This is a genomic window from Pseudomonas sp. NFACC04-2 (assembly GCF_900119265.1).
In the GTDB taxonomy this organism is placed as follows: Bacteria; Pseudomonadota; Gammaproteobacteria; order Pseudomonadales; family Pseudomonadaceae; genus Aquipseudomonas; species Aquipseudomonas fluorescens_AA.
In genome coordinates this window covers 157,741-180,465 of sequence record NZ_FPJC01000008.1, presented here as the reverse complement: position 1 = coordinate 180,465, position 22,725 = coordinate 157,741, and the positions used below count along the sequence as shown (strand labels likewise).

The window sequence follows — 22,725 nt, the reverse complement described above, 5'->3', positions numbered from 1 at the left end:
AGCTGGTGATGGGGAAGGGCTGCTGCGCAGCCCGGCGGGAGCAAGCTCCCTCGCCACACGATTTGGTAGACCCGGCTTTCAGACCTGCGCGCTGAATCGCTGCGCAGCACGCCGTTCAAGCATCGCGGCTTCCGTCTCTTGGGTCGCCAGTTCGCCTTTGTGCGCCAGTTGATTGAAGAACAGCCCGTCCGAAAACTCCTGGGGCGGCACCGAGCCGGCGCGCTTGAGCAGCGGTGCCAGGTCGATGGTGCTGGCGAAGTTTTCCTTGGTCAGGTTGTAGCGGCCCAGGTAGCTGCCAGACCAGGGCGAGTCGGCATCCACCATGTCGATGGAAGCATCGCGGAAGGCGCTGGCGGCGGCTTTCAGGTCACTGGAGTCATTGAGCAAGGCGGTGAGCCGCTGGGTTTCCGAGCTGCTGAGCTGGCCGGCCGTGTTGAGCACTTTCAGCTTGCCATCGGCCTCGACGGTGAAGCCGTATTTCTTGCTGGCCAAATCCGGGTAGGTCGCCGACAGCGTTGACTGGAATGTCTCGAAGGAGGTTTTCAACGTGTTTTTCGCGCTCTCGGTGATCGCGACATAGCGAGGAAAATCTGGCGATTGGGATCGACCGACCCAGGTGGTAATGGCCACCAGCGGTTGCTCCACGATCTGGGTTTCTTCACTGGGGTGGTAGATGGCCGCTGGGCCAGCGCTTGCCAGATCCTTTACGGAGCCCGTTGGAGGATGAGTGACCAATTTCTGATCGGAACGGGTGAGATGGGTGTTGGCGGGTGCAATAGAGGCAGCGCTAAGGGAGAGTTCCATTTCATCAGTCCATGATTGGCGGATACATCGTGTTATCGACAGCACGAGACCGAGCTTTAGGAAGAGTTGGGGTGGGGCTGCTGCGCAGCCCGGCGGGAGCAAGCTCCCTCGCCATGGGGAGGGATGGAGTCAGTTGTTTGTGCGGCGGTTGTTAGGCCGCTATCGCGAGCAAGCTCGCTCCCACAGGGTTCGGTGGTGGCTGCGATGTATGTGGCGGTACGTCTTCAGTACCACCGCGCCTCGCCCGGCGGGCGTTTCTTGAAGCGCTTCATGCTCCACATGTACTGGCTCGGGTAGGCCCGCACGTAGCGCTCCACCACTTGGCTCATGGCGGCGCAGGCGGTTTCGGTGTCGGTGCTGTACATCGCGTCCGGGGCGGCTTCGAGGATGACTTTGTAACCGGAGCCGTCCGGCAGGCGCAGGGCGTGGAGGAAGACGCCAACCGCCTTGCCGCCGGCGAGCATGTTCGGCACGAACTTGCTGGTCAGGGCCTGGGTGGCGAAGAAAGGCACGAAGATCCCGGCGGATTCGGCCGGTTCCGGGTCGGCGGGGATGCCCACCTGGCCACCCTTGCGCACTTCCTTGATGACGCTGAGGATGCCTTCCTTGGTCGACGCCGCGACCTTGTTGCCCAACTGAACGCGTTGCTTTTGCAGCAATTCATCCACCGCCTTGAGCTTGGGCGGGCGGTAGAAAATGATCGGTTTGCATTGGCTGCAATAGAAGTGGTTGAGCACTTCCCAGTTGCCCAGGTGGCTGGTGATGCCCACCACGCCTTTACCGGAGGCCAGGGCTTCTTTCAGCACCTCCAGGCCTTCGACTTCACGCACCAGGTCGATAGAGCGCTGGGCCGGCCAGATCCAGGCGCAGGCGCTTTCGGTCAGGGATTTGCCGATGTCCTTGAGGCTCTGGCCCACCAGGCGTTCGCGCTCGACCGGGTCCATCTCGGGAAAGCACTTGGCGAGGTTGATCCGCACCACGTCGCGGGAACGGTTGGGAAATTTCCACATGAGCCAGCCAATCGCCGAGCCCACTGCCTGCACCGCTCGCCAGGGCAGCAGCGCAAACAACCGCAGAGCGCCGACCAGCAAGGCGCCTTTCAACTTATCCACAGGTCACTCCTGAATGTATGGGCCGTGTTGCGAGCCGGCTATTCTAACCGCCGTTTACCAACTCGGCGTAGCGGTCGCAGTTTTGGGTGTGGTCCATGACCATGCCCGAGGCCTGCATCAAGGCGTAGCAAATGGTCGGCCCGACGAAAGTGAACCCGGCCTTTTTCAGACCTTTGCTCATCGCCAGTGCCTCGGGCGTGATAGCGGGCACTTCGCTGCGGTCCTTGAAATGGTTGATGATGGGTTTGCCGCCCACGAACGACCAGAGGAACGCCACCGGGTCTTCCAGCGCCAGCCAGGCCTGGGCATTGCGACGGGCGGCCTTGAGCTTGAGGCGGTTGCGGATGATGCCCGGGTCGAGCATCAGCTCATCGATTTCCGCGTCGCTCATCTGCGCCACGCGCTGCACATCGAAGCCGTACAACACTTCCCGATAGCGCTCGCGTTTGCGTAAAACGGTGATCCAGGACAGCCCCGCCTGGAACCCTTCGAGCAAAAGCAACTCGAACAAACCCTGCGCATCGCGCAGCGGCGTGCCCCACTCCTGATCGTGATAAGCCATGTACAACGGATCGTCAGAACACCAAAAGCAGCGTGGCATAAGGCTCCAGGGGGCGTGCGCACGAACGAATCGGGTATACTCCCGCTCTTTAAATCGCAGCCCAAGAAACAGGTGAATTTCGTGAGCCAGCCTACGCCAGCCGTGCGTACCTTCCAAGACTTGATCCTCGCCCTCCAGCAATACTGGGCCGAGCAAGGTTGCGTGGTACTTCAGCCCTACGATATGGAAGTAGGCGCCGGCACTTTCCACACTGCCACGTTTCTGCGTGCCATCGGCCCGGAAACCTGGAACGCCGCTTATGTGCAGCCCAGCCGCCGCCCGACTGACGGCCGCTACGGCGAAAACCCGAACCGCCTGCAGCACTACTACCAGTTCCAGGTGGTCCTGAAGCCGAACCCGGAAAACTTCCAGGAACTGTACCTGGGCTCCCTCAAGCACGTGGGCCTCGACCCACTGGTGCACGACATTCGTTTCGTCGAAGACAACTGGGAATCGCCGACCCTGGGCGCCTGGGGCCTGGGCTGGGAAGTCTGGCTCAATGGCATGGAAGTGACTCAGTTCACCTACTTCCAGCAGGCGGGCGGCATTGAGTGCTACCCGGTCACCGGCGAGATCACCTACGGCCTGGAACGCCTGGCCATGTACCTGCAGGGCGTGGATTCGGTCTACGACCTGGTGTGGGCCGACGGCCCGTTCGGCAAAGTGACCTATGGCGACGTGTTCCACCAGAACGAAGTGGAGCAGTCGACCTACAACTTCGAACACGCCAACGTCGAGAAGCTGTTCGAGCTGTTCGATTTCTACGAGAGCGAAGCCAAGCGCCTGATCGAGCTCGATCAGCCGCTGCCGTTGCCAAGCTATGAAATGGTGTTGAAGGCGTCCCATACCTTCAACCTGCTGGACGCACGCCGGGCGATTTCCGTGACCGCGCGCCAGCAATACATCCTGCGTGTACGCACCCTGGCGCGTTCCGTTGCGCAAGCCTACCTGCTGGCCCGTGCCAAGCTGGGCTTCCCGATGGCGACCCCGGACCTGCGTGATGAAGTGTTGGCTAAGCTGGAGGCTGCACAATGAGTGCTCAAGATTTTCTGGTTGAACTGGGCACCGAAGAACTGCCACCCAAAGCCCTGAACACCCTGGCCGATGCGTTCCTGGCCGGTATCGACAAAGGCCTGCAAGCCGCTGGCCTGAGCTACGAAGCCAAGCAGGTGTACGCCGCGCCGCGTCGCCTGGCCGTGCTGATCACCGCCCTGGCGACCCAACAGCCGGACCGCAGCATCAACCTCGACGGCCCGCCACGCCAGGCCGCGTTCGATGCCGACGGCAACCCGACCCAGGCCGCCCTGGGCTTCGCCAAGAAGTGCGGCGTGGACCTGAGCGAAATCGACCAGAGCGGTCCGAAGCTGCGCTATAGCCAGAGCATCAAGGGCAAGCCGACCGCCAGCCTGTTGCCGACCATCGTCGAAGACTCCCTCAATGACTTGCCGATCCCCAAGCGCATGCGCTGGGCCGCGCGCAAGGAAGAATTCGTACGTCCAACCCAGTGGCTGGTGATGTTGCTCGGTGACCAGGTCATCGATTGCACGATCCTGGCCCAGAAGGCCGGTCGCGATTCCCGCGGTCACCGCTTCCATCATCCGCAGAGCGTGCGCATCACCTCGCCGGCCAACTACCTGGCCGACCTGCGTGCCGCCTACGTGCTGGCCGACGCCAACGAGCGGCGCGAGCTGATCAGCAAGCGCACCGAAGAGCTGGCTACCCTGCAGGAAGGCACCGCCATCGTGCCGGCCAACCTGCTGGACGAAGTGACCGCGCTGGTGGAATGGCCAGTGCCGCTGGTGTGCTCGTTCGAGGAACGTTTCCTTGAAGTGCCGCAGGAAGCGCTGATCACCACCATGCAGGACAACCAGAAGTACTTCTGCCTGCTGGACGCCGAAGGCAAGTTGCTGCCGCGCTTCATCACGGTTGCCAACATCGAAAGCAGGGACCCGCAGCAGATCATCGCCGGTAACGAAAAAGTCGTTCGCCCGCGCCTGACCGATGCCGAGTTCTTCTTCAAGCAAGACAAGAAACAGCCCCTGGAAAGCTTCAACGAGCGCCTGCGCAACGTGGTGTTCCAGGAAAAACTCGGCAGCGTCTACGACAAGGCCGAGCGCGTTTCGAAACTGGCGGCGTTCATCGCCCCACGCATCGGCGGCGACGCCCAGCGCGCGGCCCGTGCCGGCATCCTGTCCAAGTGCGACCTGTCCACCGAAATGGTCGGTGAATTCCCGGAGATGCAAGGCGTCGCCGGTTACTACTACGCCCTCAACGATGGCGAGCCGCAGGACGTGGCCCTGGCGCTGAACGAGCAGTACATGCCCCGCGGTGCCGGCGCTGAACTGCCAACCACCCTGACCGGTGCGGCCGTGGCGATCGCCGACAAGCTCGACACCCTGGTCGGCATCTTCGGCATCGGCATGCTGCCCACCGGCAGCAAAGACCCGTATGCCTTGCGTCGTGCGGCCCTGGGCGTGTTGCGGATCCTGATCGACAAGCAACTGGACCTGGACCTGAACGACGCCGTGGCATTCGCCGTCAATGCGTTCGGCAGCAAGGTCAAGGCTGCCGGCCTGGCCGATGCGGTGCTGGAATTCATCTTCGACCGCCTGCGTGCGCGTTATGAAGATGAAGGCGTCGACGTCGCCACCTACCTGTCGGTGCGAGCCCTGAAACCGGGTTCGGCCCTGGACTTCGACCAGCGCGTACAAGCGGTGCAAGCCTTCCGCAAATTGCCAGAAGCCGCCGCGCTGGCAGCGGTGAACAAGCGGGTATCGAACCTGCTGGGCAAGGCCGAAGGCAACGTCGCGGCCACCGTCGAAGCCAAGTACTTCGACAACGCCAACGAGTTTTCCCTGTACTCGGCGATCCAGCAGGCGGACCAGGCGGTCCAGCCAATGGCGGCGGCGCGTCAGTACAGCGAAACCCTGGCGCGCCTGGCGGCACTGCGCGAGCCGGTGGATGCGTTTTTCGAGGCGGTGATGGTCAACGCTGAAGATGCCAAAGTACGGGCCAACCGTTACGCGCTGCTGGCGCGTCTACGTGGGCTGTTCCTCGGCGTCGCCGATATTTCGTTGCTGGGGTAACGCTTGAAACTGCTGATTCTCGATCGGGACGGGGTGATCAATCACGACTCCGACGCTTACATCAAATCGGTGGAGGAGTGGTTGCCGCTGCCCGGTTCGATCGAAGCCATCGCGCAGTTGAGCAAGGCCGGCTGGACGGTGGCGGTCGCCACCAACCAGTCGGGCATTGCCCGCGGTTATTACGACCTCACCGTCCTGGACGCCATGCATGAGCGCCTGCGCGCCCTGGTGGCAGAGCAGGGCGGGGAAGTCGGCTTGATCGTCTATTGCCCCCATGGGCCGGACGACGGCTGCGATTGCCGCAAGCCCAAGCCAGGCATGTTGAAAACCATTGCCGCGCATTACGATGTGGCCTTGGCAGGTGTGTGGTTCGTCGGTGACAGTCTCGGTGACCTGGAGGCGGCCAAGGCCGTCGATTGTCAGCCAGTTTTGGTAAAGACCGGGAAAGGCGAGAAGACTCTGGGCAAGACCCTCCCGGTGGGCACCTTGATTTTTGACGACCTGGCGGCGATTGCCGCTGAACTTATCCACAATTAGAGCTCCCAAGACATCCTGATCAAGGACTGTTCGGGAAGCGCTTGAACAGGCGGGCATTGCCCGCAACGGTAAACGCCGCTATGTCGATATTGCAGGCCATCAGAAGCTTTCTCTTTTACCTGCTGCTGGGCACCAGTTCCTTGTTGTGGTGTTCCCTGAGTTTTTTTATCGCGCCCTTCCTGCCGTTCAGGGCGCGCTACCGTTTCATCAACGTGTACTGGTGCCGCTGCGCACTGTGGCTGAGCAAGGTGTTCCTGGGCATCCGCTATGAAGTGAAAGGCGCCGAGAACGTGCCGGACCGGCCCTGCGTGATTCAGTCCAACCACCAGAGCACCTGGGAGACGTTCTTTCTCTCGGCCTATTTCGAGCCGTTGAGCCAGGTCCTCAAGCGTGAGCTGCTGTTCGTACCGTTCTTTGGCTGGGCCATGGCCATGTTGCGCCCGATTGCCATCGATCGCGACAATCCCAAAGTGGCGCTCAAGCAAGTGGCGAAAAAGGGCGACGAACTGCTCAAGGACAACACCTGGGTGCTGATCTTCCCCGAGGGCACCCGTGTTCCTTACGGGACGATTGGCAAGTTTTCCCGCAGCGGTTCCGCATTGGCGGTGAACGCGAACCTGCCGGTGCTGCCGATTGCACACAATGCCGGCAAATTCTGGCCTAAGGCAGGCTGGATCAGAACACCAGGCGTCATCACCGTGGTAATCGGCGCACCGATGTATGCCGAAGGCACTGGGCCCCGCGCCATCGCCGAACTCAATGACCGCGTACAAGCCTGGAACGAACAGGCACAACGGGAAATGGGCTCGCTTCCTCCAGGCCCTGTCACGGAAGTCCCCACGGAACAAGCCGCTGTTTGAGATCTGTGGATAACCTGTGTACCGTTTTTTCGAAATCCGTTGCTTTTATGTTGTAACTATATGTTTTTCATACATATTTCCTAAACACATAAAAGCCACGGTCAGGTGCATAAGTTTTTATAGCGGCAAAAAATCGTAGCCTTCGGGGGATTGATACGTCCTGTAGAAGCTGCCGAAGGCCGCGATCTCAATCTTCCAATAACGGGAAGCGCAGGCTGAACGTCGTGCCTTTACCCACCACGCTACGACACTCGATTTTCCCCTCGTGATGGTCAACCACGGCCTTGACCATCGACAATCCAAGGCCAATTCCATCGACCCCGTGGGCCGAGGAAAACCGTCGGTACTGACTGAACAGGTCCGGTAGTTCTTCGGCGCTGATGCCCTTGCCTTGGTCGGCGACATTGCAGATCAACCAGCCCGACACACAATGCACCTGCAAGGAAATGCAGGCGTCGGAGGGGCTGTACTTGATGGCATTTTCCAGCAGATTGAACAGGGCACGGGTCAACAACGATTGATCCGCCCTCACCATCGCGTCTTCATCCTCTATTTCGTGAACCAACTGGATACGCTTTGCCTGGGCGATGGGCAGCGCCTGATCGAGCACGTCCAACACCAGCATGGCGAACAGCGTCGGCTGGAATTGATAGGCCTCGGATTCGGCCTTGGCCAATTGTACGAAGCCCTCGGTCAGGTCCAGGGCGCGCCGTACCTGGCGTTCGATCTGGTCGAACAGCGGATGATCTCCACCGGCCTGATGCCGCTGCACATCGAGCAGCGCAAGGATTGCCGAATGAGGGGCGCGCAAGTCATGGGAGAGGAACCGCAGCATGACGCTGCGCTGCTCTTCCGCCTCACGTTCGGCGCTCAGGTCTGTGAGGCTCAGCAACCAGCCAATCGGCGCATCGCCATCCACCGGCAACAATGCAGCCCGTTCCAAGCGCAGGCTGCGCTCGCGAATATCGCGAAACTCCACCAAAGGCAATGTGGATAAGCGATGATGCGCCTCGTCTTCCAGCCCCGGATAACCCAATTGCCCAAGGTGCTCCAGCACATCGCCGCCCGCCAAGCCATGGCCGAATAGCTCGCGGGCCTTTCGATTACCCAGCAGCAGCTTGCCTTGGGGGTCGCTGATCATGGTTGCCACCGGCAAGTACTCCAGGCCGTCGGCAATGAAGCGCCGGGTGTCGCGGGTTCGGCTCATGGCTTGTTCCAGGGCCATGATCTGGCCCTGTAAACGGTCGCTGCCGGTGTAGGAGGCGCGGCGACGCTCCGGGAAGACCTTGGGCTCGGCGTCCAGGCGTGCCAGTTCCCAACCGAAATAGGCCAACACCACGCTCAGCCGTCGCCAGTTCCAGATCAGGTAGCCGAACATGATCCCCAGCACACTCGCCATGGGCGACCACCACCAGCCCCGCGCGCCCAGCATGGCGCTGATCAACAGGGCCAGGCTCATGCCACCCACCGTTGTCCACAGGGCCAGGCGCGGGCGCAACAGCAGCAAGCCCAATACACAACCCACCAGGCACACCGACAACAATGCGGCGCCTGAATGGCCTGTGGATTGGCTGCTCAATGACAGCAAGGCCGTCAGCGGTAACAGCAGCAGACTTATCCACAACCATTCCCGCACCAATTGTCGAAACAACCGCTGAACCTGGGTGGGTTCACGACTTTCACGGCGACGCTGGTTACTCATAGGCCTCCTGGCCGAACTCAAGGATTGTGGATATCTTCACTGGCCTGCCTAAGACGACGGGCTTGAAAGCCCACGACTATATCGGACTCGATAGGCGGCGCGCTCCTGCCTTTCCCTCTGTGTCGCGAGCCGGTATTGTCGCAGCCAGCGACAGGTCAATGAATCCGCCACTGGCTGTCTTTCATTGCCACCTGAAGATGTCCGTTACTCTCGAGATCAAGGAATCGCATTCCATGCGTGTCGCCATACTGGACGATGAACCGGCCGAGTTGCGCCGGGTAGAACAGACGCTGCAACAAATCCCCGGCAGAGGCGAGCAAACCTGGACCCTGCACAGTTTTGAACGAGGGGAAGACTTGTTGCGACAACTGCGGCGGGAAACCTTCGACTTGTTGATCCTCGACTGGCAACTGCCCGACATCAGCGGGCTTTCGTTGCTGCGCTGGACCCGCGAGCACATGGATTCGCCACCGGCCGCCATCATGCTGACCAGCCGTGACGGCGAGCACGACATCGTCCAGGCCCTCAACGCCGGCGCCGACGACTATGTGAGCAAACCCTTCAGGCCCAACGAACTCAAGGCCCGGGTCACCGCCGTGCTACGCCGTCACAACCTGCAACGCGCGCCCGCCAGCGACGTGCTGGTGTTCAACGACCTGGCGTTCGACGACGCCGAGCTGACCATCACCCGCGCCGGCATCCCCATCAGCCTGACCGAACGCGAATACCGCCTGGCCCGGTGCCTGTTCGCCAACCTGGGCCGGCCGCTGTCCCGGGAGTACTTCTACGAACGCTTCTGGACCCACGAGGAAATGACCTCGTCCCGCCCGCTCGACACCCACATCTATCGCCTGCGCAACAAACTCGGGCTGACGGCGGATCGGGGTTGGCAGTTGCTGACGATCTACGGGTATGGGTATCGGTTGGAGAGTGTGGTGGCGGGGAGTGAGGCGTCGGTGGCCAGTTAGGGAACCGACTGCTCATACTGAACGGGCTCTGTGGCGAGGGAGCTTGCTCCCGCTGGGCTGCGCAGCAGCCCCTTTTGTGAGCGCTTCGCACTCAAGCGGGAGCAAGCTCCCTCGCCACACAATGAATATCACCCGATCGTCGGTACCAAGCTTCCTGCTTTTGCGATCCGACGACGCTGTATCAGCACGCCGGATATCACCACCAAGACACTCAGCAGCCCGGTCGCGAGAATCTCCACGCGATGGGCTTCCTGGAACAGCATGATGGTCAAGGCGCCGACGATGAAGATAATCACCGCGTAGGTCAGGCCGGGAAACAGCCACATGCTGAAAGCGATTTTTTCACCGCGAGCCATACGTTGTTTGCGCATACGCAGCTGCGAAATCGCGATGACCAGGTACACCAGCAACGCAATGGCGCCAGAGCTGGCCAGCAGGAATTCGAAGACCGCCGCCGGGGCCACGTAGTTGGCGAACACCGCCAAAAAGGCCGCGCCGGTTGACAACATCACCGCCCAGTGAGGCGTGCCGCTCTTGTTCGTGCGCTGGGAAACGGCCGGCGCATCACCGCGCTTGCCCAACGAGAACATCATGCGCGAAGCCGTGTACAACGCCGAGTTCAGGCAACTGGTGACCGCCACCAGGACCACAATATCGACGATCAGCTTGGCGTTGGGGATGCCCATGCGCTCCAGCACCGTCTGGTAGGAGCCGACACTGGCCAGGAGCGGGTCGTTCCATGGCACCAGGGCCACGACGATGAAAATGGAGACGAGGTAGAACAAGCCAATCCGCCAGATCACCGAGTTGGTTGCCTTGGAAATCTGCTGGCCAGGGTTCTTCGATTCAGCCGCGGCGATGGTCACGATCTCGGTGCCCATGAACGAAAACATGGTGGTCAGGATCGCCCCCAGCACCGCGCCCATGCCATTGGGCAGGAAGCCTTGAGTGTCGAACAGGTGTGAAACACCACTGACCTGGCTGGTTGGCAGAAAACCGAATATCGCCATCAGACCCAGCCCGATGAAGCCGATGATCGCCACCACCTTGACCAGGGCGAACCAGAATTCGAACTCGCCGTAATTCTTCACACTGAACAGGTTGGTGACCGTCAGCAGCAGGGTGATGACCAACGTGAAGACCCAGATCGCCACATTCGGGAACCAGGCGTGCAGGATAGTTGCAGCAGCGTTGGCCTCCAGCGGAATCACCAGGACCCAGAACCACCAGTAGAGCCAGCCGATGGTGAAGCCCGCCCAATGACCAATCGCCCGGTCCGCATATGTCGAGAAGGAACCCGTGTCCGGCGATGCCACCGCCATTTCGCCCAGCATCCGCATCACCAGCACCACCAAGGCCCCCGCGGCAGCGTAGGCCAGCAACACGGCCGGACCGGCCGCTGCGATCGCATGGCCGGAGCCGACGAACAGACCGGCGCCAATCACACCGGCTATGGAAAGCATCGTCACATGACGGGGCTTGAGCCCTTGCGCCAGATTATCGGAAGTTTGCGTACCGCTCATTGAGACTACCCTTGGCATTTGGATTTATTCGTACCACCTCGACCCATCGCTTTCTGTAAATTTAAAAAAACGATGTGTAAGTTATTAAACACGCAAGTTTTGCGCCAGGAAATCCAAAGTCCCCGGTATCCGGGGCCTTCATCCAATTCCTAACCCATTGACAATGAAGGCTTTATGCCAGGGTGTTACCCAGTTACACCGTTTTTGACCGGTGGGTCTTAGAAGGAGTGGGTATTTTCGGTGTAAAAAAAAGCCAACGCATGTGCGTTGGCTTTTTGTTGGAGCGGGTACTGCGCAAGGATCAGAAATCCAGGTTGGACACCGCCAACGCATTGCTCTCGATGAAGTCACGACGAGGCTCGACCGCATCACCCATCAGAGTGTTGAAGATCTGGTCCGCGCCAATGGCGTCTTCGATGGTGACTTTCAGCATCCGACGCGAGCTTGGGTCCATGGTGGTTTCCCACAGCTGATCCGGGTTCATTTCACCCAGACCTTTGTATCGCTGGATGGTGTGGCGCTTGGTGCTTTCCGCCATCAGCCATTCAAGGGCTTCCTTGAACTCGGTCACGGCTTTCTTGCGCTCACCCCGTTGGATGTACGCACCTTCGTCCAGCAGCGTGCTCAGTTGCGCGCCAAGGGATACGACGGTCTTGTAGTCGTTGCTGCCGAAGAAGTCGCGGTTGAAGGTGACGTAGTTCGACAGGCCGTGGGAGATCAGTTCGACCTCCGGCAGCCAGACGTTACGCTCACGGTCTTCGCGCAGGCTGGCTTTGTAGACCAGGCCGGATTTTTCCACGGTGCGCAGGCGTACTTCGTACTGGGCCAGCCAATCCTGCATCGCTGCGTGATCGGACAACTGCTCCAGGCTCACGGCTGGCAGGTAGATGAAGTGCTCGGTCAGTTCCTGTGGGTACAGGCGCGACAGGCGCTTGAGGGTCTTCATTACCAGGCGGAAGTCGTTGACCAGGCGCTCGAGAGCTTCACCGGAAATACCCGGGGCATCTTCGTTCAGGTGCAGGCTCGCGTCTTCCAGGGCCGACTGCGTCATGTACTCTTCCATGGCATCGTCGTCTTTGATGTATTGCTCTTGCTTGCCTTTCTTGACCTTGTACAGCGGCGGCTGGGCGATGTAGATGTAACCGCGCTCGATCAGCTCCGGCAACTGACGGAAGAAGAACGTCAGCAGCAGGGTGCGGATGTGCGAACCGTCGACGTCAGCATCGGTCATGATGATGATGTTGTGATAGCGCAACTTGTCGATGTTGTACTCTTCGCGGCCAATGCCGCAGCCCAGCGCGGTGATCAAGGTGCCGACTTCCTGGGAGGAAATCATCTTGTCGAAGCGCGCCTTCTCGACGTTGAGGATCTTGCCCTTGAGCGGCAGGATGGCCTGGGTGCGACGGTTGCGACCCTGCTTGGCGGAACCGCCAGCAGAGTCACCTTCCACCAGGTACAGCTCGGACAGGGCAGGGTCCTTTTCCTGGCAGTCGGCCAATTTGCCCGGCAGGCCGGCGATGTCCAGCGCACCTTTGCGGCGAGTCATCTCACGGGCCTTGCGCGCGGCTTCACGGGCACGGGCGGCGTCGATCATCTTGCCGACCACCAGCTTGGCTTCGTTCGGGTTCTCCAACAGGAAGTCGGAGAAGTACTTGCCCATTTCCTGTTCGACCGCAGTCTTCACTTCGGAAGACACCAGCTTGTCCTTGGTCTGGGAGCTGAACTTCGGATCCGGCACCTTCACCGAAATGATCGCTGTCAGGCCTTCGCGAGCATCGTCACCGGTGGTGGCGACTTTATGCTTCTTCGCCAAGCCTTCCTGTTCGATGTAGTTGTTCAGGTTACGGGTCAGCGCCGAACGGAAGCCCACCAGGTGGGTACCGCCGTCGCGCTGCGGAATGTTGTTGGTGAAGCACAACAGGTTCTCGTTGAAGCTGTCGTTCCACTGCAGGGCGATTTCCACGCCGATGCCGTCTTCACGCTGGATGTTGAAGTGGAATACCTGGTTGACCGGGGTCTTGTTGGTGTTCAGGTACTCAACGAATGCACGCAGGCCGCCTTCGTACTTGAACAGTTCTTCCTTGCCGCTGCGCTCGTCCTTGAGGACGATGCCGACACCGGAATTGAGGAAGGACAGTTCGCGAATCCGCTTGGCCAGGATGTCCCAGCTGAAGTGGATGTTCTTGAAGGTTTCGCTCGACGCCTTGAAGTGAATCTGGGTGCCGGTGGACTCGCTGTCGCCAACGATCGCCATCGGTGCCTGAGGCACGCCATGGACATAGGTCTGTTCCCAGATCTTGCCACTGCGGCGCACCGTGAGTACAAGCTGTTCGGACAGCGCGTTCACCACCGATACACCTACGCCGTGCAGACCGCCGGAGACCTTGTAGGAGTTATCGTCGAACTTACCGCCAGCGTGGAGGACGGTCATGATGACCTCGGCGGCGGAAACGCCTTCCTCTTTGTGCACGTCTACCGGGATGCCACGGCCGTTGTCGCGAACGGTGATGGACTCATCCGGGTGGATGATGATGCTGATGTCGTCGCAATGGCCGGCGAGGGCTTCGTCGATGGAGTTGTCGACCACCTCGAACACCATGTGGTGCAGACCGCTGCCATCGTCGGTGTCACCAATGTACATACCGGGACGTTTGCGTACGGCATCCAGGCCTTTCAGCACTTTAATGCTCGTTGAGTCGTACGTATTTTCTTCGCTCAATGCCTTCACTCCCGATGGTCGTGGGTCTGGGTGATACGGCCCTGTTCCACGTGGAACAGGGCGACTGGCGTTTCCGTCTGCCAGCCTTCCCTCAATAATTCGTGGTCTACACAGGTGATGAACACCTGGCAGCGTAAGTCTTCCAACAAGCGGCACAACGCGCGGCGGTGGGCTTCGTCCAGCTCGGACGGCAAGTCATCCACCAGATAAATACACTGACCGCGCCGGGCCTGACTGACCAGATGCCCTTGGGCGATACGCAAGGCACACACCACTAACTTCTGCTGCCCCCGGGACAAGATGTCCGCGGCGTTATGTGCACCCAATCTGAGGCGCAAGTCAGCGCGTTGTGGTCCAGCCTGGGTATGGCCCATCTGCTGGTCCCGCTGCAGCGAGCCAGCCAGCACGGTGCTCAGTTCCCGGTCCTTGTCCCAGCCTCTGTAATAGCTGAGCGTCAGGCCCTCAAGCTCAACCAGTTCGCTCAAGGTCTGCTCGAAGACCGGTTTCAAGGCTTTGATGTAAGCGCGGCGGTATTCATCGATTTCAGCGCTGGCCTGGCACAGTTCCCTGTCCCAAACCGCTTGCGAAACGGCGTCAAGTGTACCATGTCGCAGCCAAGAGTTTCGCTGGCGCAGCGCCTTCTGCAGGCGTTGCCAAGTCGTCATGAAACGCGGTTCCACGTGGAACACGCCCCAGTCCAGGAATTGCCGGCGAATCTTCGGTGCACCCTCCAGCAGGCGGAAGCTGTCCGGGTTGATCAACTGCAACGGCAGGATCTCGGCCAGCTGCGCAGCGCTGCGGGCGTTCTGCCCATCGATGCGGATCTGGAATTCCCCTTGCCGGTCCCGAGAGATCCCCAGGGCGCTGCGGCCACCTTGCGCCAGTTCCACCTGCCCGAACACCGTGCACGCCAGTTGGTCGTACTGGATGACCGGTAACAGACGGGTGCTGCGGAACGAACGGGCAAGCCCGAGCAGGTGCACGGCTTCCAGCACGCTGGTTTTGCCGCTGCCGTTGGCGCCGTAAAGGATATTGATGCGGGGGGAAGGAGAGAAGGTCACCGGGTGCAGATTGCGCACCGCGGTGACCGAGACGCGACTTAAGGACATCTAGCGACTACAGACGCATCGGCATGACAACGTAAGCCGAATCGTCGTTATCGGACTCTTGCACCAGCGCACTGCTGTTGGAGTCAGACAGGATCAGACGCACCTGCTCGGTGGTCATCACGCCCAGGACGTCGAGCAGGTAGCTGACGTTGAAGCCAATTTCCAGGGAGCCGCCGTTGTACTCAACGCCGACTTCTTCTTCCGCTTCTTCCTGCTCCGGGTTGTTCGCCTGGATCTTCAACTGCCCGTTGGCCAGTTGCAGACGAATGCCGCGATACTTCTCGTTGGACAGGATCGCGGTACGGCTGAAGGCTTCGCGCAGGGCCTGGCGATCGCCCAGGACCAGCTTGTCACCGCCTTTTGGCAGCACGCGCTCGTAGTCTGGGAACTTGCCGTCGACCAGCTTCGACGTGAAGGTGAACTCACCGGTGGTGGCGCGGATGTGGTGTTGGCCCAACACGATGCTGACATTGCCGTCGGGCTCGGTCAGCAGGCGGGCCAGCTCCAGGATGCCTTTACGCGGCACGATCACCTGGTGGCGATCCGGCTGACCGATATCGGCCTGCATCGAGCACATCGCCAGGCGGTGACCGTCGGTGGCGACCGCACGGATAACGCCGGCCGACACTTCCAGGAGCATGCCGTTGAGGTAATAACGCACGTCCTGCTGGGCCATGGCGAAACTGGTGCGTTCGATCAGGCGACGCAATTTGCTCTGGTCCAGGCTGCAGGTCAGCGAACCCGGGCCTTCTTCAACGGTCGGGAAATCGTTGGCGGGCAGTGTGGACAAGGTGAAGCGGCTGCGACCGGCCTTGACCACGAGCTTCTGCTCATCGACCTTGATGTCGATCAGCGCGTCGTTGGGCAGGCTCTTGCAGATGTCCATCAGCTTGCGCGCCGGCACGGTGATGGAACCCGGATCAGCCGGCTCCTCAAGTTGTACACGACCGACCAGCTCGACTTCCAGGTCGGTACCGGTCAGCGACAATTGCTGGCCTTCGACAACCAGCAGCACGTTGGAAAGTACCGGCAAGGTCTGGCGGCGTTCGACGACGCCTGCGACCAGTTGCAGGGGTTTCAACAGGGCTTCGCGTTGAATGGTGAAATGCATGGTCTAGTCCCTTGCCTTAATAAGCTGCGCTGGTGGTCATCAAGTGGTCAGTGTACGCAGCAGGTTCTTGTAGTCCTCGCGGATGTCCGCGTCGGATTCCTTAAGTTCGTTGATCTTGCGGCACGCGTGCAGCACGGTGGTGTGGTCGCGCCCGCCAAACACATCGCCGATTTCCGGCAGGCTGTGGTTGGTCAGCTCCTTGGACAGGGCCATGGCCACCTGACGCGGACGTGCCACCGAACGCGAACGGCGTTTGGACAGCAGGTCGGAGATCTTGATTTTGTAGTATTCAGCAACCGTTCGCTGAATGTTATCCACAGAAACCAATTTGTCCTGGAGCGCCAACAGGTCCTTCAAGGATTCGCGGATCAATTCGATGGTGATATCGCGGCCCATGAAGTGCGAATGAGCGATCACCCGCTTGAGGGCACCTTCGAGCTCACGCACGTTCGAGCGGATACGCTGAGCGATGAAGAACGCCGCGTCATGAGGCAGTTCGACCTTGGCCTGGTCGGCCTTCTTCATCAGGATCGCGACCCGGGTCTCCAGCTCCGGCGGCTCGACGGCCACCGTCAGACCCCAGCCGAAACGCGACTTGAGGCGTTCCTCGAGGCCTTCGATCTCTTTCGGGTAGCGGTCACTGGTGAGAATGACCTGCTGCCCGCCTTCAAGCAATGCGTTGAAGGTGTGGAAAAACTCTTCCTGGGAACGTTCCTTGCGGGCGAAGAACTGAATATCGTCGATCAGCAAGGCGTCCACCGAACGGTAGAAACGCTTGAACTCGTTGATGGCGTTCAGTTGCAGCGCCTTGACCATGTCGGCCACGAAACGCTCGGAATGCAGGTACACGACCTTGGCATTCGGGTTCTTCTTTAATAGGTGGTTGCCCACCGCGTGCATCAAGTGGGTCTTACCCAGGCCGACGCCGCCATAAAGGAAGAGCGGGTTGTAACCGTGCTTGGGGTTGTCCGCGACCTGCCAGGCTGCCGCGCGGGCCAGTTGGTTGGATTTGCCTTCGACGAAATTCTCGAAGGTAAAGGTCCGGTTCAGGTAGCTGGTGTGCTTGAGCGCGCCTTCGACCTGGACGGTGCGCTGTTCGGCCCGCACTGGAGCCTGCTGGGAGCTGGCACCGGCCATGGGGTCGAAGCTGTCCCGGGAAGGCTCTTCGCTGACTTCAGCGACTTTTTGTGTGTTGCGTTTGCTCGGGGCAGGCGCGGGCGCCAGGGCGGCATGGTTGTTCACAGGGGCAGGGGCAGCCTGCTGGGCCTGTGACGCTGCGGCGGCCAGCGGTGCATTGGGCGCGGCACGGGGTGCCGAACTGCGTTTGCTGCCTATTAATAAGGACAACGCAGGCGCCATGCCATTGCCATGCTCGTCGAGCAGTTCCATGACCCGGCCCAGGTACTTTTCGTTGACCCAGTCGAGAACGAAACGGTTCGGTGCATAGACACGCAACTCGTCGCCTTCGGCTTCGACCTGTAGTGGACGGATCCAAGTGTTGAATTGTTGGGCAGGCAGCTCATCGCGCAAAAGCTCCACGCACTGCTGCCAAAGTTCCACTGACACGGATATCCCCTAAGTTGAAAGCCGGTGAGGCAAAAACAAGCGGCCATTGTAGCGAGCAGACGTGCACTTATCCACACGCAGGTTGCTCATTGCCCATGATTTATCAAGGCGTTAACCGAGAGAAAGGCGACCGACGGTCGGTGGATAAGCTCTGTGGATAACCGCCCCTGAGGTCGTTGCACAAGTGGGGTCGAAACTCGGTGGATAACCGCCCTGTGGATAACCTGCCATTCCACCCACAGCTTATCCGACAGCGCAGCACAGGCTGGCCACTGCTTTCCCCTGTAGTTGTCATTCTCTGTACATAGCGAATTACAAGGCCTTGGCATGGTTATCCACAGATAGGTGGCGACCTTGCTTTTATAAGCTTTACAAAAAAGCTTTAAATAATTCCCTTCTTTATTTCTATATCTAGCGCAGTGTGATGAATCCGCCGAACGCGGCTGGATATCTATTTAAAGGAAACGCTGGTTGGAAATTGACCTAGAGGCTTGCTTTCTCTAGAATCCCCGGTCTCTTAAAACGGGGGCCATTCCGGCCCGTTGTGGACGAACCAGGTAACACGACATGAAACGTACTTTCCAACCAAGCACTATCAAACGCGCTCGTACCCACGGTTTCCGTGCTCGCATGGCTACCAAGAACGGTCGTGCCGTCCTGTCGCGTCGTCGCGCCAAAGGTCGTGCGCGTCTGGCAGTTTGATAATCCGGCACTGGAGGTGAGTCAGGACTTCAGTCGGGAAAAGCGTCTGCTTACACCCCGACATTTCAAGGCAGTCTTTGACTCCCCTACCGGCAAGGTTCCGGGGAAAAATCTCCTGCTCCTTGCGCGCAGTAACGATCTCGATCACCCCCGACTAGGGCTGGTTATCGGGAAAAAGAGCGTCAAGCTCTCCGTTCAGCGCAATCGCCTCAAACGTCTGATGCGCGAATCGTTTCGCCTGAACCAGGATTCACTGGTTGGATGGGACATCGTTATCGTCGCGCGCAAAGGTTTGGGTGACGTAGAAAACCCCGAATTGATTCAGCATTTCGGCAAGCTCTGGAAACGTCTGGCACGCAACAAGCCAGTACCAGCGGTCAACACCGAAACTGTAGGGGTAGACAGTCCCGATGCGTAAACTGGCACTCGTTCCGATCCAGTTTTATCGCTATGCCATTAGTCCTTTGATGGCCAGTCACTGTCGTTTCTACCCCAGTTGTTCCTGCTACGCGTACGAAGCCATAGAAAATCATGGCCTCCTGCGCGGTGGCTGGCTGACCTTTCGTCGTTTAGGTCGCTGTCATCCGTGGAATCCCGGCGGTTATGACCCGGTTCCGCCTATCCCTACCTCCCGTTCTTCTTCGATGGCCGAGTAATCATGGATATCAAACGCACGATCCTGATCGTCGCCCTGGCAATCGTGTCCTACGTCATGGTCCTTAAATGGAACCAGGACTATGGCCAGGCTGCCCTGCCGACTCAGAATGTTGCAGCCAGCAATACCGCACCGAGCCTGCCGGATGCTCCCGTTGGCAACAACGCTGCCAGCAATGACGACATCCCACGCGCGGCAAGCGATACCAGCGCTCCTGCCGAAGCCCCTGTGGCCGCGAGCAAAGATCTCATCCAGATCAAGACGGACGTGCTCGAGCTGGCAATCGATCCACAAGGTGGTGACGTCGCCCAGCTGAAGCTGCCGCTGTACCCGCGTCGCCAGGATCATCCGGAAATCCCGTTCCAGTTGTTCGACAACGGTAACGAGCGCACCTATCTGGCTCAAAGTGGCCTGATTGGTAGCAACGGCCCGGATTCGAGCCCGGCCGGTCGCCCGGTCTACTCTGCCGAGAAGAAGATTTATCAACTGGCTGACGGTCAGAACCAACTGGTCGTGGACCTGAAGTTCAGCAAGGACGGCGTCAACTACATCAAGCGTTTCACCCTGAAACGTGGCCTGTATGACGTCACCGTCTCTTACCTGATCGACAACCAGAGCGCCCAGCCTTGGTCGGGCGCGATGTTCGCGCAACTCAAGCGTGACGCCAGCGACGATCCGTCTTCCAGCACGGCCACCGGTACCGCGACTTACCTGGGCGCCGCCCTGTGGACAAGTTCGGAGCCGTACAAGAAAGTGTCCATGAAGGACATGGACAAGGGCCAGATCAAGGAAACCGTCCAAGGTGGTTGGGTTGCCTGGCTGCAGCATTATTTTGTAACAGCATGGATCCCGCAGAAGGGCGACAGCAACGTTGTCCAGACGCGTAAAGACAGCAAGGGCAACTTCATCATCGGCTACACCGGCCCGACATTGACTGCCGCGCCAGGTGCGAAAGCCGAAACCAGCGCCATTCTGTATGCCGGTCCAAAAAGCCAGGCGGTGCTGAAAGAGTTGTCCCCAGGCCTGGAACTGACTGTGGACTACGGTTTCCTGTGGTTCATTGCCCAGCCGATCTTCTGGCTGCTGCAACATATCCACAGCATCGTCGGTAACTGGGGCTGGTCGATCATTTTCCTGACCATGCTGATCAAGGGGATCTTCTTCCCATTGTCGGCCGCCAGCTACAAATCCATGGCACGCATGCGTGCAGTGGCGCCGAAACTGGCCGCCCTGAAAGAACAGCATGGCGATGATCGGCAGAAAATGTCCCAGGCCATGATGGAGCTGTACAAGAAAGAGAAGATCAACCCACTGGGTGGGTGCTTGCCGATTCTTGTGCAAATGCCTGTGTTCCTCGCGCTCTACTGGGTTCTGCTGGAAAGCGTGGAGATGCGTCAGGCACCGTTCATGCTGTGGATTACCGACCTGTCGATCAAGGATCCGTTCTTCATCCTGCCGATCATCATGGGCGCGACCATGTTCATCCAGCAGCAACTGAACCCAACGCCTCCGGATCCGATGCAGGCGAAGGTCATGAAAATGATGCCAATCATCTTCACCTTCTTCTTCCTGTGGTTCCCGGCGGGTCTTGTGCTGTACTGGGTTGTGAACAACGTGTTGTCCATCACTCAGCAGTGGTACATCACGCGTAAGATCGAAGCGGCGACGAAAAAAGCCGAGGCGTAACTTGCTCTGTGGATAACCACACAAAACGCCCCCTAGTGGGGCGTTTTGCTATCTGCCACTTTTGTCTGGATACCGGTTTATGAGCGCTCCGCGTGAAACCATCGCCGCCGTTGCCACCGCCCAAGGTCGCGGCGGTGTCGGCATCGTCCGTATTTCGGGGCCCTTGGCCAGTGCTGCGGCCAAGGCAATCAGCGGTCGTGAACTCAAGCCGCGGTTCGCGCATTACGGCCCATTTTTCAGTGATGACCAGCAGGTGCTCGACGAAGGGCTGGCCTTGTATTTCCCGGGGCCAAATTCGTTCACCGGAGAAGATGTGCTGGAACTGCAAGGCCACGGTGGTCCGATCGTGTTGGACATGCTGCTCAAGCGCTGCCTTGAACTGGGCTGCCGCCTGGCCCGGCCGGGGGAATTCAGCGAACGCGCATTCCTCAACGACAAGCTCGACCTGGCCCAGGCCGAGGCGATTGCCGATTTGATCGAAGCCAGCTCTGCCCAGGCCGCCCGCAACGCATTGCGTTCCTTGCAAGGAGCGTTTTCCCAGCGTGTGCATAACCTCACCGAACAATTGATTGGGCTGCGGATTTACGTCGAGGCGGCGATCGACTTCCCGGAAGAGGAAATCGATTTCCTCGCCGATGGCCACGTGCTGAGCATGCTCGATAAAGTGCGCGATGAGTTATCCACAGTACTGCGCGAAGCCGGACAGGGTGCCTTGTTGCGCGATGGGATGACCGTGGTGATTGCTGGACGACCGAATGCCGGCAAATCCAGCCTGTTGAATGCCCTGGCCGGCCGCGAGGCGGCGATCGTCACTGAGATCGCCGGCACCACCCGGGACATCCTCCGCGAACATATCCACATCGACGGCATGCCGCTGCACGTGGTGGATACGGCCGGTTTGCGCGACACCGAGGACCAGGTGGAAAAAATCGGCGTCGAACGCGCACTCAAGGCCATCGGTGAAGCCGACCGGGTATTGCTGGTGGTGGATGCCACCGCACCGGAAGCAGACGATCCCTTTGCCTTGTGGCCTGAGTTCCTCGAAGTTCGCCCGGATCCCGCGAAGGTCACCCTGATTCGCAACAAGGCCGACCTGACTGGGGAGTCGATTGCCCTGGAAGTCAGCGCTGACGGGCACGTGACCATCAGCCTGAGCGCGAAGTCGGCGGGTGAAGGCCTGGAGCTGCTACGCGAACACCTCAAGGCCTGCATGGGCTACGAGCAGACTTCGGAAAGCAGCTTCAGCGCTCGCCGGCGGCACCTTGAAGCGTTGCGCCATGCCAATGCCGCCCTGGAACACGGTCGCGCGCAGCTGACCTTGGCGGGGGCTGGTGAGTTGCTGGCCGAAGACCTGCGCCAAGCGCAACAGTCCCTTGGGGAAATTACCGGCGCCTTCAGCTCCGATGACTTGCTGGGGCGGATCTTTTCCAGCTTTTGCATCGGTAAATAGCCCCTCCTTTGCAACCGGGTTTGTCCTCGACAATCTGACGAGCGCAACGCAAACCCGGTTCCTCCTCTCTTTTTTTGAACCGATTGCCCCTGATGGCGGCTTGCCTGTGGACGCTGCTACGACCCCTTGGAAGCTGTTTTCTGTGGATTAAGCCCTGTGAATAACTGCCATTGAGGTCGGTTGATAAGCGGCCTTCAAAACTGAAGATAACCGCCTCTGTGGATAAACACCTCTTTCATCCACAGGCTTACACCGGTTATCCAAGCCCCTCAATGCCACATGACCACAGGGTTTTGAATCTCTGTACACAGCGTAGATAAAGGCATACAGAACGTTATCCACAGATAGGTGGGGCAGTAAGAATAAACATAAAAACAAAGATTTTATAAATTTCTTTCTTTTTTATTTTTTTAACCGCGAGTTCTCCACAGCTGGTTAAATTTTGTGCAAAGGGTTCTTTAGAAAGGGCGAAGTCCCTATACTTGCCGACCTGGCTCGAAAAACGCCCAGGGCCAGACTCAAAACCTATTTCCG

The 22,725-nt window shown here is 59.4% G+C and carries 19 protein-coding genes; 10 read left to right on the top strand and 9 right to left on the bottom strand.

Annotated features, from left to right (window positions below; genetic code table 11):
- Positions 1 to 78: 78 nt before the first annotated feature.
- The 3 genes from BT125_RS13650 to BT125_RS13640 form a co-directional block, all read right to left on the bottom strand.
- Positions 79 to 804: a hypothetical protein gene (locus BT125_RS13650; RefSeq protein ID WP_072407685.1), complete on the bottom strand. Its 726-nt coding sequence runs from the start codon at positions 802 to 804 to the stop codon at positions 79 to 81.
- A 224-nt stretch (positions 805 to 1,028) separates the two neighbouring features.
- Positions 1,029 to 1,916: a lysophospholipid acyltransferase gene (locus tag BT125_RS13645; RefSeq protein WP_072407683.1), complete on the bottom strand. Its 888-nt coding sequence runs from the start codon at positions 1,914 to 1,916 to the stop codon at positions 1,029 to 1,031.
- A 43-nt stretch (positions 1,917 to 1,959) separates the two neighbouring features.
- Positions 1,960 to 2,517 carry a DNA-3-methyladenine glycosylase I gene (locus tag BT125_RS13640; RefSeq protein WP_072407681.1) on the bottom strand — a complete coding sequence of 186 codons (558 nt, stop codon included), beginning with the start codon at positions 2,515 to 2,517 and terminating at the stop codon, positions 1,960 to 1,962.
- A gap of 81 nt (positions 2,518 to 2,598) precedes the next feature.
- Between BT125_RS13640 and glyQ the strand changes: the two genes are divergently transcribed.
- From glyQ to BT125_RS13620, 4 genes are all read left to right on the top strand, one after another.
- Positions 2,599 to 3,552 carry a glycine--tRNA ligase subunit alpha gene (glyQ, locus tag BT125_RS13635; RefSeq protein ID WP_003177094.1) on the top strand — a complete coding sequence of 318 codons (954 nt, stop codon included), beginning with the start codon at positions 2,599 to 2,601 and terminating at the stop codon, positions 3,550 to 3,552.
- Positions 3,549 to 5,603, top strand: a complete 2,055-nt coding sequence (gene glyS, locus BT125_RS13630; protein ID WP_072407679.1) for a glycine--tRNA ligase subunit beta — start codon at positions 3,549 to 3,551, stop codon at positions 5,601 to 5,603. Before glyQ ends, glyS begins: the two co-directional genes overlap by 4 nt.
- Before the next feature lie 3 nt (positions 5,604 to 5,606).
- Positions 5,607 to 6,140, top strand: a complete 534-nt coding sequence (gene gmhB / locus BT125_RS13625; RefSeq protein ID WP_060739901.1) for a D-glycero-beta-D-manno-heptose 1,7-bisphosphate 7-phosphatase — start codon at positions 5,607 to 5,609, stop codon at positions 6,138 to 6,140.
- 80 nt (positions 6,141 to 6,220) lie between these two features.
- Entirely contained in the window at positions 6,221 to 7,000 is a 780-nt protein-coding gene (locus BT125_RS13620) for a lysophospholipid acyltransferase family protein (RefSeq protein WP_072407677.1), read from the top strand.
- A 187-nt stretch (positions 7,001 to 7,187) separates the two neighbouring features.
- Here BT125_RS13620 and BT125_RS13615 read toward each other — a convergent pair whose 3' ends face one another.
- Complete coding sequence (locus BT125_RS13615) at positions 7,188 to 8,702, bottom strand: sensor histidine kinase (protein WP_072407675.1); 1,515 nt, start codon at positions 8,700 to 8,702, stop codon at positions 7,188 to 7,190.
- 233 nt (positions 8,703 to 8,935) lie between these two features.
- On the opposite strand from BT125_RS13615, the gene BT125_RS13610 reads away from it, so the two are divergent.
- Positions 8,936 to 9,670 (top strand): response regulator transcription factor, encoded by a 735-nt coding sequence (locus BT125_RS13610; protein WP_072407673.1) that lies wholly within the window; start codon positions 8,936 to 8,938, stop codon positions 9,668 to 9,670.
- Between the two features lie 128 nt (positions 9,671 to 9,798).
- Here the strand turns inward: BT125_RS13610 and gabP are convergent, their stop codons facing one another.
- The 5 genes from gabP to dnaA all read right to left on the bottom strand — a co-directional run bounded on the left by gabP (position 9,799) and on the right by dnaA (position 17,698).
- Positions 9,799 to 11,193 (bottom strand): GABA permease, encoded by a 1,395-nt coding sequence (gene gabP, locus BT125_RS13605; RefSeq protein WP_072407671.1) that lies wholly within the window; start codon positions 11,191 to 11,193, stop codon positions 9,799 to 9,801.
- A gap of 301 nt (positions 11,194 to 11,494) precedes the next feature.
- Positions 11,495 to 13,912, bottom strand: a complete 2,418-nt coding sequence (gene gyrB / locus BT125_RS13600) for a DNA topoisomerase (ATP-hydrolyzing) subunit B (protein WP_072407669.1) — start codon at positions 13,910 to 13,912, stop codon at positions 11,495 to 11,497.
- Between the two features lie 5 nt (positions 13,913 to 13,917).
- Positions 13,918 to 15,021 carry a DNA replication/repair protein RecF gene (gene recF, locus BT125_RS13595; RefSeq protein ID WP_072407666.1) on the bottom strand — a complete coding sequence of 368 codons (1,104 nt, stop codon included), beginning with the start codon at positions 15,019 to 15,021 and terminating at the stop codon, positions 13,918 to 13,920.
- A gap of 7 nt (positions 15,022 to 15,028) precedes the next feature.
- Entirely contained in the window at positions 15,029 to 16,132 is a 1,104-nt protein-coding gene (dnaN, locus tag BT125_RS13590; protein WP_003196145.1) for a DNA polymerase III subunit beta, read from the bottom strand.
- A gap of 39 nt (positions 16,133 to 16,171) precedes the next feature.
- Entirely contained in the window at positions 16,172 to 17,698 is a 1,527-nt protein-coding gene (gene dnaA, locus BT125_RS13585; RefSeq protein ID WP_072407664.1) for a chromosomal replication initiator protein DnaA, read from the bottom strand.
- Between the two features lie 567 nt (positions 17,699 to 18,265).
- On the opposite strand from dnaA, the gene rpmH reads away from it, so the two are divergent.
- The 5 genes from rpmH to mnmE all read left to right on the top strand — a co-directional run bounded on the left by rpmH (position 18,266) and on the right by mnmE (position 22,191).
- Positions 18,266 to 18,400 (top strand): 50S ribosomal protein L34, encoded by a 135-nt coding sequence (rpmH, locus tag BT125_RS13580; RefSeq protein WP_003213577.1) that lies wholly within the window; start codon positions 18,266 to 18,268, stop codon positions 18,398 to 18,400.
- A gap of 16 nt (positions 18,401 to 18,416) precedes the next feature.
- A complete protein-coding gene (rnpA, locus tag BT125_RS13575; RefSeq protein ID WP_003207107.1) occupies positions 18,417 to 18,818 on the top strand; it encodes a ribonuclease P protein component in 402 nt (133 codons plus the stop codon).
- A complete protein-coding gene (gene yidD, locus BT125_RS13570; RefSeq protein ID WP_010465488.1) occupies positions 18,811 to 19,056 on the top strand; it encodes a membrane protein insertion efficiency factor YidD in 246 nt (81 codons plus the stop codon). The genes rnpA and yidD overlap by 8 nt, the downstream gene beginning before the upstream one ends.
- A 2-nt stretch (positions 19,057 to 19,058) precedes the next feature.
- The gene (gene yidC, locus BT125_RS13565) at positions 19,059 to 20,741 is read left to right on the top strand and encodes a membrane protein insertase YidC (RefSeq protein ID WP_072407662.1); all 1,683 of its coding nucleotides are present in this window, start codon (positions 19,059 to 19,061) and stop codon (positions 20,739 to 20,741) included.
- Positions 20,742 to 20,820: 79 nt separating this feature from the next.
- Complete coding sequence (mnmE, locus tag BT125_RS13560) at positions 20,821 to 22,191, top strand: tRNA uridine-5-carboxymethylaminomethyl(34) synthesis GTPase MnmE (protein ID WP_072407660.1); 1,371 nt, start codon at positions 20,821 to 20,823, stop codon at positions 22,189 to 22,191.
- Positions 22,192 to 22,725 lie beyond the last annotated feature (534 nt).

Coding starts and splice junctions, on each gene's coding strand:
- BT125_RS13650 (WP_072407685.1), bottom strand. CDS start 804: ATGGAACTCTCCCTTAGCGCTGCCTCTATTGCACCCGCCAACACCCAT.
- BT125_RS13640 (WP_072407681.1), bottom strand. CDS start 2,517: ATGCCACGCTGCTTTTGGTGTTCTGACGATCCGTTGTACATGGCTTAT.
- glyS (WP_072407679.1), top strand. CDS start 3,549: ATGAGTGCTCAAGATTTTCTGGTTGAACTGGGCACCGAAGAACTGCCA.
- BT125_RS13620 (WP_072407677.1), top strand. CDS start 6,221: ATGTCGATATTGCAGGCCATCAGAAGCTTTCTCTTTTACCTGCTGCTG.
- BT125_RS13615 (WP_072407675.1), bottom strand. CDS start 8,702: ATGAGTAACCAGCGTCGCCGTGAAAGTCGTGAACCCACCCAGGTTCAG.
- BT125_RS13610 (WP_072407673.1), top strand. CDS start 8,936: ATGCGTGTCGCCATACTGGACGATGAACCGGCCGAGTTGCGCCGGGTA.
- gabP (WP_072407671.1), bottom strand. CDS start 11,193: ATGAGCGGTACGCAAACTTCCGATAATCTGGCGCAAGGGCTCAAGCCC.
- recF (WP_072407666.1), bottom strand. CDS start 15,021: ATGTCCTTAAGTCGCGTCTCGGTCACCGCGGTGCGCAATCTGCACCCG.
- dnaN (WP_003196145.1), bottom strand. CDS start 16,132: ATGCATTTCACCATTCAACGCGAAGCCCTGTTGAAACCCCTGCAACTG.
- rpmH (WP_003213577.1), top strand. CDS start 18,266: ATGAAACGTACTTTCCAACCAAGCACTATCAAACGCGCTCGTACCCAC.
- yidD (WP_010465488.1), top strand. CDS start 18,811: ATGCGTAAACTGGCACTCGTTCCGATCCAGTTTTATCGCTATGCCATT.
- yidC (WP_072407662.1), top strand. CDS start 19,059: ATGGATATCAAACGCACGATCCTGATCGTCGCCCTGGCAATCGTGTCC.
- mnmE (WP_072407660.1), top strand. CDS start 20,821: ATGAGCGCTCCGCGTGAAACCATCGCCGCCGTTGCCACCGCCCAAGGT.